This window comes from Collinsella sp. AM18-10 (assembly GCF_003471585.1).
Classification (GTDB): domain Bacteria; phylum Actinomycetota; class Coriobacteriia; order Coriobacteriales; family Coriobacteriaceae; genus Collinsella.
Genome location: NZ_QRJO01000001.1, coordinates 409,233 through 422,552 on the forward strand (window position 1 = coordinate 409,233; position 13,320 = coordinate 422,552).

Here is a 13,320-nt window from a genome sequence, read left to right on the forward strand (position 1 = left end):
GTTAGTCCTCCTTATCGACTTTCACCGTTGTACCGTCCTTGACCTCATCAGGGGTTACTTCGGACCCCACTTGAGACTCATCATCCCAGGACGCAACCAAAATCTCGCAATTGCCGTCCGCAAAAGTACCGAGCTCATAGTCTTCGGTGTGATACACCAGTCCCTTGGATGTCACACACAAGCACGTTGAGCCCTTGATTGAATAGTCCGAAGAATTACTCCGCATGAGCATCGAATTGTAATCAGACGGATGTTCTCTGCCCATTTCCGTAAGATACGGCCAAACTGCCGAACTCATGGAACTGGCAAGATCCTCGGTATCAATGCCAAACATGTCCTGAGGACTAACAGTATCACCCGTATGCAAATCAAAAATAACACCAGTCACAACCGTGCCGCCATGCGGACCCCATCCCGTCGAATAGCGCTCGTCACGGATACAGAAAAAGTTCTCATCCATGTACGTTACCGTCACGTTTCTCGATATGCAGGGAAATTCGCCGTCGGGGTACAACTCAGCATCTGATTGCTCATTATCTGATGCTCGATTTGTTCGCTCCGCGTCAATTTGAAGGGGCTCGAGAATCGCCTTGTTAATTTTGTCTGCAACGTCGTCTTTGGTGGAGCTCTTAAGTTGCGGATAGGACCATTCCATGTCCCTCCGCTCGCCCTGTTCGAGCATAGGGTCGACCGGAGCAGACACCGTCAATGACTTTGCCTCCAACGTATAGACAACTTCTTCGACCGCTCTCTCGTCCTTCTTGGGCCTTTCGGTCGCTTGCTCCTGTTGCACGGATTGCTGCTGGAGATTGGGCTCAATGACGTTCTTGTAGAGCATGAAAGCAGCGTAAGCGATGCCTGCCGCGGCGATAAATGCGGCGATCATGATAGCAAACTGCGGCACTAGGCGGTTACCGACCTGACAGCGTTGCATAAAGAAGTTGTACATCTGGGAGTGACCGCTATTCGCGGTCTTCGAGACCGGCTCGGGGCTCGGTTCTGCTGTGGACTCGGCATTCGCGGATCCTATCGCAGAGTCCGTTTCGGTATCTGTGGGTTCCATTATGACTTCAGCGGACGATGATTCTCGCTCCGACGGCTCGGCCTTGGGCCCCTCCTCGGCCGCAGTCTTGCCCGAGAGCCCGCCCAAGGGCAGACCGCATTCGGTACAGAACCGCGCATCATCACCAATCTTGCTGCCACATTTGGGGCAAAACATGAACCTTCTTCTCCTATTCCTTTTACTCTCGCTGAGTCGTGAGTTACCCACGTGCCGTTTGTTTCGTAGTTTAACTATTTCTTAAACAAATCGATGGGTCACTTGAACAGACGCATACCCGCTCAAGCGACTCTATACCGGCTAGTTATCCTTGCTCATGACATGGGTGTCAGTGTAAGAAAATCGTTGAACAGGGTTGCTACCTCGAAGTTCGAACCGACACTGAGCTTGAAGCCATTTTTATTTACCGAGATGGAGAAATCGCCGCTGATATCCATATCATGCTCGCAGCCAACCACCCCCCCTCCATTTTTCGGTCCCACCTGTCACGTTATCAGGAGCCCGAAATCGAAGAGACGGTAAAAGCCGCTTGGGGCACATGTGGTTCCATATGCCCCAAGCGGCTATTTCGATTGCTTATGTCACAAAGAAACCTAGGTGACCTGTTTACACGCGCTAGCGCGCCGGGTCGATAGCAACCTTGCCGCTCTCCAGCACGTGGACGCGACCGTCGGCGAGCATCTGCACGACCTCGGGATACAGCACATGCTCGATCGCATGGATGTGCTCCTCGAGCATGTCGACATCCCAGCCCTCCTCAACAGCCAGCGCGCGCTGGGCGATGATAGGGCCGTTGTCGTAAATCTCGTTGGCAAAGTGCACGGTCACGCCGGTCACCTTGACGCCGCGCGCAAAGGCATCGTCAATCGCATGGGCACCGGTAAAGCTCGGCAGCAGCGCCGGGTGTAGGTTGACCACGCGATTGGGGAACGCCGCCAGCAGCGGCGTGTGCACCATGCGCATATAGCCGGCCATCACCACGTACTCGCAGCCGCGCTCGAGCAGCTCATGCGCGATGATCTCGTCAGCCGCGATGGGGTCGGCATAGATATCCTTGGACAGCGTGAGTGTCTGGATACCCGCACGCTCGGCGCGCTGCAAGCCCTTGGCCGAAGGACGGCTCGACACTACAAGCTCAATCGAGGCGTTGAGCTTGCCGGCGGAGATAAGGTCGATCAGCGCCTGCAGGTTGGTACCCGAACCGCTGATGAGCACGCCGATCTTGAGCGGCTCGGCCGTATCGGTGCCGGTCGGACGGGTGTAGGGCACAAAGCCCAGGCCCTCGGCAGCAGCCATCTGCTCGTTAGCGCTCATCGGAGTACACGACCTTACCGGAGCCCTCGACGCACTCGCCCACGCGGAACGGCTTCTCGCCCAGCGCGACCAGAGCCTCGGTCACGGCGGCCTCGTCCTCGGGGGCGACGATCAGACACAGGCCGACGCCCATGTTGAAGGTCTTGCATGCCTCGTTGGGCGCGAGCTCGGCCTGACGCGACACGTAGGTGATGACGGGCGGAACATCCCAGCCCATCTCGGCGCCGTTGCGGATGACCACGGCGTCGACATCGTCGGCAAGCGCGCGATTGAGGTTCTCGGTGATGCCGCCGCCGGTGATATGGGCAATGGCATGAACGTTGGCGCCGGCGCGGAGCAGCTCCAGAATCGGCTTGACGTAGATGCGCGTGGGGGCCAGCAGGGTGTCGGCCAGCGAAGCACCGCCGAGCTCCTCGAGCGGACGGCTCAGCTCCTCGGCCTTAGCGGCAGCCTCGGGCGTACCCGGCTTGATACCGTCGACACCGATGACCTTGCGCACGAGCGAGTAGCCGTTGGAGTGCACGCCGGTGGAGGGCAGGCCCAGGATCACATCGCCGGGGCGAACGTTCGCGGGGTCGAGCATCTTGGGACGATCGACAACACCCACGGTAAAGCCGGCGAGGTCGTAGTCGGCGGGAGCCATGACGCCCGGGTGCTCGGCCATCTCGCCGCCCACGAGCGCGCACCCTGCGAGTTTGCAGCCGTCGGCCACGCCCTTGATGATCTTTGCCATGTGCTCGGCCTCAATGTGACCGATGGCAACGTAATCCAGGAAGAACAGCGGCTCGGCGCCCGAAGCCAAAATGTCATTGACGCACATGGCGACCAAGTCCTGGCCCACCGTCTCGTGACGGTCCATGATCTGGGCGAGCACGAGCTTGGTGCCCACGCCGTCGGTGCCGCTAATCAGGATCGGGTCTTCCATATCCTTAAGCGCGGCGGCCGAGAACAGGCCGCCAAAGCCACCGATGCCGCCGATGACCTCGGGGCGGTTGGTGTCCTTAACCATCTGCTTAATAGCGTCGACGGCGCGGCCGCCCTCGGCGGTATCGACGCCGGCATCCTCATACGTCACATGCTTGCTGTCGCTCATCTGAGCCTTCCTCTCCCACTACCGTGGCGCCGCGCAGGCGCCAAACGGTGCTCATAGTTGCGTTCATTTCGGCGCGCGCCATAACAACGCGCGCCGTCATATCAACAAAACAGCAGGTAAAACCTACCAAAATGAACCTGTCCCTACATGGCAGGTTTTAGGCCTCCCCGTGCTCCTCTTCCCAGCTGCGGTCGTCGTATTTCTCGACCACGGCGTCGTCGTCAAAGTGCAGCGGCTTATCCAGGTTGCGGGGCTTAAAGCCCTCCATGAACTTGTCGCGGCCAAAGCTCTCTGGAATCGCCACGGGGTAGCGGCCGGTAAAGCACGCATCGCAGTAGCCGCCCTTGGGCATGACCTTAAGCAGGCCCTCGACCGAAAGGAAGGCCAGCGAATCGGCGCCGATATACTCGCAAATCTCATCGACCGTCTTGTTGGCGCTGATAAGCTGCGACTGCACGTCGGTATCGATACCGTAGAAACACGGCCAGATGACCTCGGGCGAGTTGATGCGGATATGAATCTCCTTGGCGCCAGCGTTGCGCAGCATCTTGACGAGCTGCACCATGGTGGTGCCGCGCACGATGGAGTCGTCGATGACGACCAGGCGCTTGCCCTCGATGTTGTCGCGCAGCGGGTTGAGTTTCATACGCACGCCCATGGCGCGCAACTCCTGCGTAGGCTCGATAAACGTACGGCCCACGTAGCGGTTCTTGATAAGGCCCTCGCCAAAGGGAATACCGCTCTCGTGCGAATACCCCTCCGCAGGCGGCAGGCCGGAGTCGGGCACGCCGATGACCAGGTCGGCCTCGACAGGCTCCTCATGTGCCAGCTGACGACCCATGTCGTAACGGCAGGCATAGACGCTCTTGCCGTTCATGATGGAGTCGGGGCGGGCAAAGTAGACCTGCTCAAAGATGCAGTTGGCGGGCTCTTCGGCTGCAGGCACGCCCTGCTCGGATACCAGGCCCTCGGCGCTGATGCGCAAGATCTCGCCGGGACGGACGTCACGGACGTACTCGGCACCCACGATGTCGAGTGCGCAGGTCTCGGAAGCAACGACCCAGCCGCCGGCGCGCGTGACACGGACGGCGGAGTCGACCGTCGCGGCGCCGTCCTGCGACGGCAGCTGCGAAACGGCTGCGGCATCGGCCTGGTCCAGACCCTCGTCCACCAGCTTGCCCAGCACGAGCGGGCGAATGCCGTGTGGATCGCGGAATGCGTAGAGCGCCTGCTCGTTGATGAGCGTCATGGCGTAGCCGCCGCGCACGAGCTCCATGGTCTTGCGAATACCCTCGCGCAGGTGGCCCGTACGCTGGGTAAAGTAGCCGATAAGCTTGGTCGCGACCTCGGAATCCGAATTGGAGAGGAACGGCACGCCCAGCTCGATCAGCTGACGGCGCAGCTCGTCGGTGTTGACGAGGGTGCCGTTGTGCGCGAGCGCGATAATGACGCTATTGATGGTAGAGAGGTGCGGCTGAGAGGCTTCCCAGCTCTTGGCGCCGGCAGTACCGTAGCGCACATGACCCACGGCCAGCTGGCCGGAGAGCGTCGACAGGTCGGCGTTGGAGAACACGCGGTCGAGCAGGCCCAGATCTTTGCGGACCATAACCGTGCCGCCGTCACCCACGGCGATTCCAGCCGATTCCTGGCCACGGTGCTGCAGCGCACGCAGGCCAAAGTACGTCAGTCGAGCCACGTCGCGATCGGGCGCCCATACGCCGAAAATGCCACATTCCTCATGCAGCTGGTCGGAGTCCGGATCATACGTCGACATGGTGTTCACCTGTCCCGCGGCACGCTCGGCCGCGCGGATGGTTTCTTGAGACATGGTATCCCCTCAGAGCCTCGTATTTTTGGCGTTACCCGCCTTATTATACGCACGGCGCGACGTGCTCCCCAGCGCATGAGCAGCGCTTTTTAAAAGCCCACCGAGCTAATAATCAGTTTTGTTGCCAAACATTTTATCGGTCTGTCCAGTGCAAGCGCCCGCGCCCCCCAGATGGCCGCCGCGTCCACCGTTGGGGATTACAAAGTTGCAATTGGGACGTTCGTCCTGTCTTTTGGCAGGTCGGCGGCGTATCCTTATAACCTACAACAAAGCGAGAAAGGTTCTGTATGGATCGAAACGAACTCGACCCCAGCGTCCCCAGCGCCACAGAGGTCAAGAAGATTCCCCTCATCATTAAGGTGTACGCCGTCCTGTGCATCCTTTCCGGCGTGGGCACGCTCCCGTCGGTCGCTGCCTTTATGTGGCAGGTCATCACGGCACTTGTTAACGGCAACGCCACCGAAAAGCTCGGCGACAACACGCTCGTCGCAGTCGGCCTTATCGTCGCCGGCATCATGCTCTCTGCGGCAAGTGCCGTCATCCTAATCATCTTTGGCCTGGACCTTATCAAAAACCAGCGCCGCAACGCCGCCCGCCTGTCCTACATCCTTATTGCATTCACCGTCGTCGAGCTTTTGGTCGACGTGATGCTCCAGGGCATCGGGCCCTTCCTGCTGCGTCCCGCGATCCAGCTCGGCATCCTTGTTGCACTTTCGGCAACCGTCGACCCCACGCTGCGTCAGGAGCGCGAACTGCAGCGCCGCCTGCAGGAGATGCTCGACCGCGACGCCGCCGCCGAGGGCATGCTCGGCCGCGATGAAACCGGCGAGGGCTACATCAAACTCAACTACTTCAACCTGTTCTGGGTATTCTTTGTCTGCTGCGTGCTCGGCCTGATCGCCGAGGACATCTGGCACATGACGGTCGACGACCCGGGCGTCTACCAGAACCGCGCCGGCATGCTGTTTGGCCCCTTCAGCCCCATCTACGGATTTGGCGCCGTGCTCATGACCATGGTGCTTAACCGCTTCTACAAAAAGAACCCCATCATCATTTTCCTGGTGAGCGCCCTGCTCGGCGCCAGCTTTGAGGTGTTCGTGGGCTGGTTTATGCAGACCGCGTTTGGCGTGGTCTCGTGGAGCTACTCGCACATAACGCTGTTCGGTTTGCCCGATCCGCTCGTGGTCCTCACGGGCGGACGCACCTGCACGGGCTTCGCCTGCCTGTGGGGCCTGGGCGGCCTCATCTGGATCAAGCTGCTGCTGCCGAGGCTGCTTAAGCTTATCAACAAGATCCCCTGGAAGAGCCGCTACTCGGCCACCGTCATCTTTACCGTTATCATGCTGGTCGACGGCGTCATGACGCTGCAGTCGCTCGACTACTGGTACCAGCGCGTTAACGGCACGGAGCCGGACATTCCCGTCGCACAGTTCTACGGAGAGCACTTCGATAACGAGTACATGGAAAACCGCTTCCAGAGCATGACCATGAGCCCCAAGGATGCGACGCGCGTGTAGCGCCCACCGCGCCCAAAACGCAAAATGCCCGCCGGTATCACACGTACCGGTGGGCATTTTTATAAACGATCCTTCTATCGACGCAAGCCTCTACGCCTCGCGCTCGACCTCACTCACGCATTCGTTCTTGATGGTGCCAACGAGCGCCTGCAGCGCATCGACCACGTGCGGGCGAATGTCCCCGCCGATGAGCACGAGCATGATGTCGTCACCTACGGCAAGCTCGCCGCTTGCCAGCCACACACGCACATAGCCGATACCCGGCATCGCACGCGTCGCCTCGATAGCAGCCTGCACCTTCTGAGCATCGAAGCCAAACACCATGCCGCCCACCTTATGCCCAGGCGCCACGCCATCGGTCTCGACTCCGCGCACCTCAGCCTTGGGCGTCGCGCGCACCACACCGTTATGCGTCAGATACATCCCACAGCCTGCCGCCGAAGCATCGGCCTTGGCCTCGCGCAGCCAAGCATCAATCGAAGGCATCAATTTGCCACTCTCGAGCATCATTTCTCCCTTACCGTCGTCGAGTAGCCAATTTGGGACGGGGCCTTTTTAGCTACTCTCGAACAACTTATTCCTCGACCGGCGTGAGCACCATGACGGCGCGTGTGTTGCTCAGCGACAGCGAACGACAGGTCACAAGCGTTACAACCTTAGTTGCCGAAGCGGCACGATCGGTGGCATCACTCGCCACGGCAGAAGCGCCGTCGAGCATCTCGGACAGGTAGTTCTTGAGTCCGTCGTCGCCCTCAAAATTGGTCGTGCGCGCCTTGGCATACGTGTCCTCGACCACCTTGGTCGCCAGCGGACGCAACTTATACGTCGCATCGCGCGTGATGTAGTACACATATTCAATGCTATCGAACGTTGCCTGGTCAGTCGTATCCGAAATCACGTTGAACATCGACCCATCGTTCATATGGTGGCCGTAGATCGTGGTCTGCTGGTCGACCATTCCCGGCGCGGTGTCATCGCTATCCAAGAAGATGGCACCCGAGGCGTTAGACGTGCCATCGAACAGCGTGTTGAGGTATTTGGAGTTGTTGTTGGTCTGCACCACGGGATAGTTGATGTTGGTTCCCGGCACGTAAATCCAACCCACAATCTCGGGGTTCGTCTGAGCAAGCGCATCAAAGTCGATAATCGGCACGCCGCTGGCGTCCTTATCGCTTACATATTGCTTCTCGATTTTCTGATACGAATCGCTCGCCTGCTTATAGCCAATCTGGGCATTAATAAAAATAGCGGCGGCGGCGACAATCAGACCGATACCGATGATGATGAGCAGAATGGGAATAATGGAGTGGCGCTTTTTGCACGGCGGCTCGGTGCGATCCGACGGCGCGGCATGCGATGAAGACCGGGGCGGCTTCTTAGCGGAGCTATAAGACGAAGGACGATATGCGGCCGGCGCGTCCTGTCGACGATGCGTCGCCGGTGTCACGGGGCGCGGCGCGCGCGGCTGCTGAGGAGAGGATGTCCGACCCTGCTGTGCCGCACGGGCAGCACCCGGCTTCGACGGATCGGGAATCTGAGAAGCCTTGAATCGTTTTCCCTGATAATCGGACATGGCTCTCCTTATACTGCGGTGAAACGGCGGAACGCTTAGGCGTCAGCCATCTCCTGCTTCATCTTCTCGATAACCTTGCGGTACTCGGGGTCGCAAGCACCCAGAATCTGTGTGGCATAGATGGCGGCGTTCTTGGCACCGTTGATGGCAACGCAGGCCACGGGCACGCCCGAAGGCATCTGCACCATCGACAGCAGCGAATCCATACCGCCCAGGTCACTCGTCTTCATGGGCACGCCGATAACCGGCAGCGGCGTAAAGGCAGCCACGACACCACCCAGGTGAGCGGCCTTGCCGGCGGCGGCGATAATCACTTTGATACCGCGATCGGCGGCAGTCGAAGCCCACTCGTGGACCTTCGCCGGCGTGCGGTGCGCGCTCGCAATGACGAGCTCATAGGGCACACCCAGTGCCTCGAGCTCGGCGGTGCAGCCTTCCATAACGCCCAGATCGGACTTGGAACCCATGATGATCCCGACAACCGGCTTTTGATCTGCCATAAACATAGACCTCCTGTTGAGAGCGGTGACGCAGCGAATCCGCGACCCTTAACTACTGAGAGTAGTATAGCTGCTCCCGTCCCTGCGGTCTTTGTGGCGCTTCGCGGGCGGGACAGGCTTTATCTTCACTCCGGTTGCTTCGCAAAGTCGTTCAGATAAAGCCTGTCCCGCCCGCGAAGCGCCCTGCGACCTACCGGGGATTGCTATGACGTACGTTGGCTGATTTGGTTTGGAATGAGATGCTGACGGTAGTCAATGGGCACAACTGTCCCGGGTGCATTTCAAGATGCACCTAAATGTCTGTCTTTATCCTTATAGATTGTCCAGGTAGTCGTCGGCATCATAGGTAAGGCTGTAGGCTTTATTCAGGATGCGCACGAGCTCCTGAGCATCGTGTTCGCCGAGCGCTGAGAGCTGCTTCGAGAGCGATGCCACACTCTCGGCATTTTTTTTCGCCGCGAAATCACGGCCTTCCTCGGTAATGCTCACCAGCACACGCCGACGATCGTTTGGATCGGTCCTGCGCTGAACGTAACCCTTGCTCTCGAGTGAATCCAAGATATGCGACATGCGCGCACGGGAGAATTTCAGCTTCTTGGCAATCTCGGAGGGAATAACATCACCGTCAATACCCGATAGATACTGTAAAACCGGTGCCTCGCCCACACTGGCGCCGCCGGCAGCACTCAAGGATCCCTTGGCAAGGGAACGTGAGTACACAATCAGTTTTCGAGCGACGTCATCGTAATCCACTGGGGATATTGTCCTTTGCAACTCTAGAAGGGCCATAAAACCGTCATTTGCCGTACATTAGTTAACATTCGCAACAATTATTTATGATACCCCAACGCGGAAGTCTATTGCTCGTCCTTCTTGCGTCGCATAAGCTCCTCAACGTCGATACCCGCGGCCTCGAGCATACGCTCAACATTCTTTTTGGCGTTGGTCGTGCCAACCTTAAGCACAATCGAAAGCGGAGTGCCCACCACCAGGCACACGATGCCCGCGGGGACGCCCCAGCCGGGGCCGCCCTGCATACCCCACATCCCCACCAAAAAGCCAATAGCCACGAGCGAATAGCCCAGGCGCAGCCAAACGTTGAGCCGCTGAATAGCATCGGTCTGCATCTTTGCCTCGCGGATCAAGTCGTCGCGCGAAAGGTCGTGTCCGTGTTTCTCGTGCATATGGGTCCTCCTCGTGCAAAGCGTGCATCATGTGCAAGTACATCGTTTTTCGAATACGTCATCTTTCAAGAGCAATATAGCGGGTGTCGTGTAGGCGATGGAGGTCGCTGGCCATATTGCCCTTGAAGGGCGGCGCAAAATCAGAAGGCCGTGCGGTTGAGGCCGCACGGCCTTACAGGGGGCCAGGGGATGATGACTAGTAGCTCAGTGCCGGGTCGAAGAAGCCAATAACAACGCCCACAAATGCGATCACAACGAGGATCAGCATCATAACGATGGGGTTGACCTTCTTCTTGGTCATCATGTACCAGCAGAAGATGATGAAGATCATCGGCAGCAGGTGCGGATAGATGCCATCGAGCGTGTCCTGGAACTTACCGCCACCGGGCAGCACCAGGTTGGGGCTGCAGGTGATGGAGACCCAAGTTGCGCCCACGGCACCGATGACCATGGTACCGACCATCACGATGGAATCGCGAAGAGCCTTTGCCTTAGGGCCAACGAGGGCCTCGACCGCCTTGCCGCCGAGCTCATAGCCCTGGTTGTAGGCAAAGCGCATGCCGAGGTACATGAGCAGGTTCCACACGACGATATAGAAGATAGCGCCGAGCGGGGAGCCGCCGGTCGAGAGACCGAGGGCGATACCGAGCAGGATCGGGATCAGGGTACCGACGATCAGCGAGTCGCCAAGGCCGGCGAGCGGGCCCATGAGGCCGGCGCGGATGCCGTTGATGGCGTCGTCGTCGATGGCCTCGCCGTTTGCGCGAGCCTCCTCGAGGCCGGCGGTGACGCCGACAATCATGGTGCCGATCTGCGGCTCGGTGTTGAAGAACGCGGAGTAGGTCTGGAGGGCCTGCTTCTGCTCCTCGGGCGTGTCGTAGAGCTCCTCGACGATCGGAAGCATGGCGCACAGGTAACCGAAGGTCTGCATGTGCTCCTGCGAGAAGCAAGTCAGGTTGCCATAGGACCAGTTGCGGAACGACTTGGCAAGCGTTTTCTTAGAGAGTTTCTTCTTCTCTGCCATTAGATGTCCTCCTCTTCCTCATCATCGGAGCCCGAGGCGATAGCTGCCTTGGGAGCGTTTGCGAGGTCGATCTTGAGCGAAGCGATCTCATAGTTGATCAGGGCGAAGAAGCAGCCGATGCCGGCAGCGGCAATCAGGTTGCATCCCATGACAGCGGACAGGGTGAAGCCGAAGAAGAACGTGAGGAAGTCCGTCGGCTTGGAGATGACCTGCTTGAGCAGGATGGCGATACCGACGGTAGGCAGCAGCGAGCCGACGGTGAACAGCGTCTTCATCGCGATGCCGTCCATGGGCATGTAGGTCTTCATGAGGTCGACCATGGCGGTGCCGCCCATGGTGATGATGAACGTCGGGAGGAACGAGCAGACGATGTGACCAATCCAAGGCAGAACGTTGTTGACCAGGTAGAGCTTGTGGAGATCGCCCTTCTCGAGCCACTTCCACCCCATGCCCTGCCACACCAGGTTGATGGTGGCGGTGCCATAGAAGAGCACAGTGCCGAGCGTGCCGACGGCGGCACCGAGGGATGCGGCCATGCCGGCAGCCTCAGCGGAGGCGGGATCGATGCCCGAGTTCTTGATGGCGAGGATCGCCAGCGGGATGCCGATATAGGACACGGCGCGGACGTCGGCGGAGACGGTTCCGCCGGGGGTCACGAGAGCGATGTAGACAACCTGGATGGCAGCGCCGACGAGGATGCCCGTCTGCATATCGCCCATGATGATGCCGACGATGAGGCCGGCGACCAGAGGACGACCCAGAGTGTAGTTGCCGATCGTCGTGCCGCCCATGCCAGGCAGTGATGCCAGGCAGGCGAACAGGCCGAACAGCGCGGCTTGGAATGCATTGATTGCCATGCTTTCCCCTTTCTTTATTCCTCAGCCCCTTTCCCCCAGGGCTGTAGATACCAAAATGCGGCTGGCGCCTAACTAGAAGCCAAACTGACCGCGGAACTTGGGCCACTCACCGATGGACTTCTCCTTGATAAGGGCGAACTCGACCGTGTAGCCGGCGTTGGTGAGGTCCTCGAGCGCCTGGGCCTCTTCCTGCGTGATCGACTGGTTGTTGCCGAGCTTGGTGGTGCCGGGACGATCGTTGCAGGGACCGACGATGATGCGGTCCATGCCGGGCTTAAAGCCAAAATCGACGAGAAGTTCCTTCATGTCGAGCGGGTTCTTGGTGATCAGGAAGTACTTGGTGTCGGACTTGAGAACCTTCTCGGAGACCTCCTTGAAGTGCTCCTTGGTCCACACGAACGTCTTCTTGCCCGAGGCACTCTTGTAGGCCTCCTTGAGCACGGGGTTGGACGCTGCAGCGTCGTTGACGGCGATAAGACCGTCGCAGGGATACTCGAGGGCCCAACGGGTAACGGTCTGTCCATGGATCATACGGTCGTCAATACGGATGAACGAAATCATGCGTTCTCCCTTTCTTTATCACCAGGGGTCTTTCCTCTTAACCCCCGCTCCATCACAAAAATTTGGGCGGATGCGCTGCCTAGATGTCGTCGTCCTCGTCGTCGGCGTCATCGGTCGGGACAACGAGCTCGGACATACCGTTCTTGCCCTCCTGCAGCATCATCTGCTTGAGGGAATCCAGGTCCATGGTGGCAAGCCCCATCATGGCGGTCATAGCCATGGGCAGGTTCATGCCGCCGAAGGCAATGGTGTGGGCGAGCAGGCCCTTCTCGGCCAGCGTGTTCATGGCATTGGTGAGCGGCGATCCGCCCAGGATGTCACCAAGCAGGACAACCTCGTCATCGGCGGTAACGGGAGCGAGCATCGCCTTGACGTTCTCGACATACTCGTCAGCGCCCATGCCGTCCACGAGACTCGTCGACAAGATGTTCGGGGCGTCATTGCCGAGCATCTTGAGGACACTGTGCAGTCCGGGAGCGAGCGTTCCGTGACTGACCATTACCAGATACCGCATGCGGTCTCCTCTCGACCTGCCGTGTGTCGCACGGCTTTGCTTTTTGCTGAGATTATTGTTGCGCCGGGGCATGTTCGGTACAAGAAAATAGTTGCGAACGGCAACTATTCATCGGTTAACGGTAGTAACTATTTTTGTGCCTAAATTATTTTTTCTTCTAATTATTTTTAAAATAGCAGGTAGATTGCCTGATAAATGTTTTATGTTCCTTATGCACCATACATACCAGCAAGAATCGGGCCTGGCATCTCCGGTTTGCCCCGCAGTGTCAGACCATGTCACGTACGCCCACGAC

Annotated in this window: 14 protein-coding genes; 1 reads left to right on the forward strand and 13 read right to left on the reverse strand. The window is 58.9% G+C overall.

Features of this window, described 5'->3' with window-relative positions:
- Position 1: 1 nt before the first annotated feature.
- From DW211_RS01645 to purF, 4 genes are all read right to left on the reverse strand, one after another.
- The gene (locus DW211_RS01645; protein WP_117640755.1) at positions 2-1,219 is read right to left on the reverse strand and encodes a zinc-ribbon domain-containing protein; all 1,218 of its coding nucleotides are present in this window, start codon (positions 1,217-1,219) and stop codon (positions 2-4) included.
- A gap of 456 nt (positions 1,220-1,675) precedes the next feature.
- Positions 1,676-2,374 (reverse strand): phosphoribosylglycinamide formyltransferase, encoded by a 699-nt coding sequence (purN, locus tag DW211_RS01650; RefSeq protein WP_118258832.1) that lies wholly within the window; start codon positions 2,372-2,374, stop codon positions 1,676-1,678.
- On the reverse strand, positions 2,364-3,467 hold the full coding sequence (gene purM, locus DW211_RS01655) for a phosphoribosylformylglycinamidine cyclo-ligase (protein WP_118258834.1): 1,104 nt from the start codon (positions 3,465-3,467) through the stop codon (positions 2,364-2,366). The genes purN and purM overlap by 11 nt, the downstream gene beginning before the upstream one ends.
- A gap of 157 nt (positions 3,468-3,624) precedes the next feature.
- The gene (gene purF, locus DW211_RS01660) at positions 3,625-5,295 is read right to left on the reverse strand and encodes an amidophosphoribosyltransferase (RefSeq protein WP_118237272.1); all 1,671 of its coding nucleotides are present in this window, start codon (positions 5,293-5,295) and stop codon (positions 3,625-3,627) included.
- A 287-nt stretch (positions 5,296-5,582) separates the two neighbouring features.
- Here purF and DW211_RS01665 point away from each other — a divergent pair, with 287 nt between their 5' ends.
- Positions 5,583-6,812, forward strand: coding sequence for a putative ABC transporter permease (locus tag DW211_RS01665; RefSeq protein ID WP_117776583.1), 1,230 nt, complete (start codon positions 5,583-5,585; stop codon positions 6,810-6,812).
- A 90-nt stretch (positions 6,813-6,902) separates the two neighbouring features.
- Here DW211_RS01665 and DW211_RS01670 read toward each other — a convergent pair whose 3' ends face one another.
- The 9 genes from DW211_RS01670 to DW211_RS01710 all read right to left on the reverse strand — a co-directional run bounded on the left by DW211_RS01670 (position 6,903) and on the right by DW211_RS01710 (position 13,025).
- Positions 6,903-7,322: a molybdenum cofactor biosynthesis protein MoaE gene (locus DW211_RS01670; RefSeq protein ID WP_233504102.1), complete on the reverse strand. Its 420-nt coding sequence runs from the start codon at positions 7,320-7,322 to the stop codon at positions 6,903-6,905.
- Positions 7,323-7,386: 64 nt separating this feature from the next.
- On the reverse strand, positions 7,387-8,385 hold the full coding sequence (locus tag DW211_RS01675) for a class B sortase (protein WP_118258836.1): 999 nt from the start codon (positions 8,383-8,385) through the stop codon (positions 7,387-7,389).
- A gap of 35 nt (positions 8,386-8,420) precedes the next feature.
- Positions 8,421-8,885 carry a 5-(carboxyamino)imidazole ribonucleotide mutase gene (gene purE, locus DW211_RS01680; RefSeq protein ID WP_006235810.1) on the reverse strand — a complete coding sequence of 155 codons (465 nt, stop codon included), beginning with the start codon at positions 8,883-8,885 and terminating at the stop codon, positions 8,421-8,423.
- Positions 8,886-9,197: 312 nt separating this feature from the next.
- Positions 9,198-9,638: a MarR family winged helix-turn-helix transcriptional regulator gene (locus tag DW211_RS01685; protein ID WP_158550938.1), complete on the reverse strand. Its 441-nt coding sequence runs from the start codon at positions 9,636-9,638 to the stop codon at positions 9,198-9,200.
- A gap of 104 nt (positions 9,639-9,742) precedes the next feature.
- Positions 9,743-10,069, reverse strand: a complete 327-nt coding sequence (locus DW211_RS01690) for a DUF202 domain-containing protein (RefSeq protein ID WP_117584044.1) — start codon at positions 10,067-10,069, stop codon at positions 9,743-9,745.
- 196 nt (positions 10,070-10,265) lie between these two features.
- Positions 10,266-11,093 (reverse strand): PTS system mannose/fructose/sorbose family transporter subunit IID, encoded by an 828-nt coding sequence (locus tag DW211_RS01695; protein ID WP_117759528.1) that lies wholly within the window; start codon positions 11,091-11,093, stop codon positions 10,266-10,268.
- Complete coding sequence (locus tag DW211_RS01700) at positions 11,093-11,950, reverse strand: PTS sugar transporter subunit IIC (protein WP_089572605.1); 858 nt, start codon at positions 11,948-11,950, stop codon at positions 11,093-11,095. Before DW211_RS01700 ends, DW211_RS01695 begins: the two co-directional genes overlap by 1 nt.
- Positions 11,951-12,022: 72 nt before the next feature.
- Positions 12,023-12,511 (reverse strand): PTS sugar transporter subunit IIB, encoded by a 489-nt coding sequence (locus tag DW211_RS01705; protein WP_089572604.1) that lies wholly within the window; start codon positions 12,509-12,511, stop codon positions 12,023-12,025.
- Positions 12,512-12,590: 79 nt separating this feature from the next.
- Positions 12,591-13,025 carry a PTS sugar transporter subunit IIA gene (locus tag DW211_RS01710; RefSeq protein ID WP_089572603.1) on the reverse strand — a complete coding sequence of 145 codons (435 nt, stop codon included), beginning with the start codon at positions 13,023-13,025 and terminating at the stop codon, positions 12,591-12,593.
- Positions 13,026-13,320 lie beyond the last annotated feature (295 nt).

Excerpts from the sequence above, each read along its gene's own strand:
- purN (WP_118258832.1), bottom strand. The coding sequence starts at position 2,374 with ATGAGCGCTAACGAGCAGATGGCTGCTGCCGAGGGCCTGGGCTTTGTG.
- DW211_RS01705 (WP_089572604.1), bottom strand. The coding sequence starts at position 12,511 with ATGATTTCGTTCATCCGTATTGACGACCGTATGATCCATGGACAGACC.
- purF (WP_118237272.1), bottom strand. The coding sequence starts at position 5,295 with ATGTCTCAAGAAACCATCCGCGCGGCCGAGCGTGCCGCGGGACAGGTG.
- purM (WP_118258834.1), bottom strand. The coding sequence starts at position 3,467 with ATGAGCGACAGCAAGCATGTGACGTATGAGGATGCCGGCGTCGATACC.
- DW211_RS01710 (WP_089572603.1), bottom strand. The coding sequence starts at position 13,025 with ATGCGGTATCTGGTAATGGTCAGTCACGGAACGCTCGCTCCCGGACTG.
- DW211_RS01670 (WP_233504102.1), bottom strand. The coding sequence starts at position 7,322 with ATGATGCTCGAGAGTGGCAAATTGATGCCTTCGATTGATGCTTGGCTG.
- purE (WP_006235810.1), bottom strand. The coding sequence starts at position 8,885 with ATGGCAGATCAAAAGCCGGTTGTCGGGATCATCATGGGTTCCAAGTCC.
- DW211_RS01695 (WP_117759528.1), bottom strand. The coding sequence starts at position 11,093 with ATGGCAGAGAAGAAGAAACTCTCTAAGAAAACGCTTGCCAAGTCGTTC.
- DW211_RS01665 (WP_117776583.1), top strand. The coding sequence starts at position 5,583 with ATGGATCGAAACGAACTCGACCCCAGCGTCCCCAGCGCCACAGAGGTC.
- DW211_RS01700 (WP_089572605.1), bottom strand. The coding sequence starts at position 11,950 with ATGGCAATCAATGCATTCCAAGCCGCGCTGTTCGGCCTGTTCGCCTGC.
- DW211_RS01690 (WP_117584044.1), bottom strand. The coding sequence starts at position 10,069 with ATGCACGAGAAACACGGACACGACCTTTCGCGCGACGACTTGATCCGC.
- DW211_RS01675 (WP_118258836.1), bottom strand. The coding sequence starts at position 8,385 with ATGTCCGATTATCAGGGAAAACGATTCAAGGCTTCTCAGATTCCCGAT.
- DW211_RS01645 (WP_117640755.1), bottom strand. The coding sequence starts at position 1,219 with ATGTTTTGCCCCAAATGTGGCAGCAAGATTGGTGATGATGCGCGGTTC.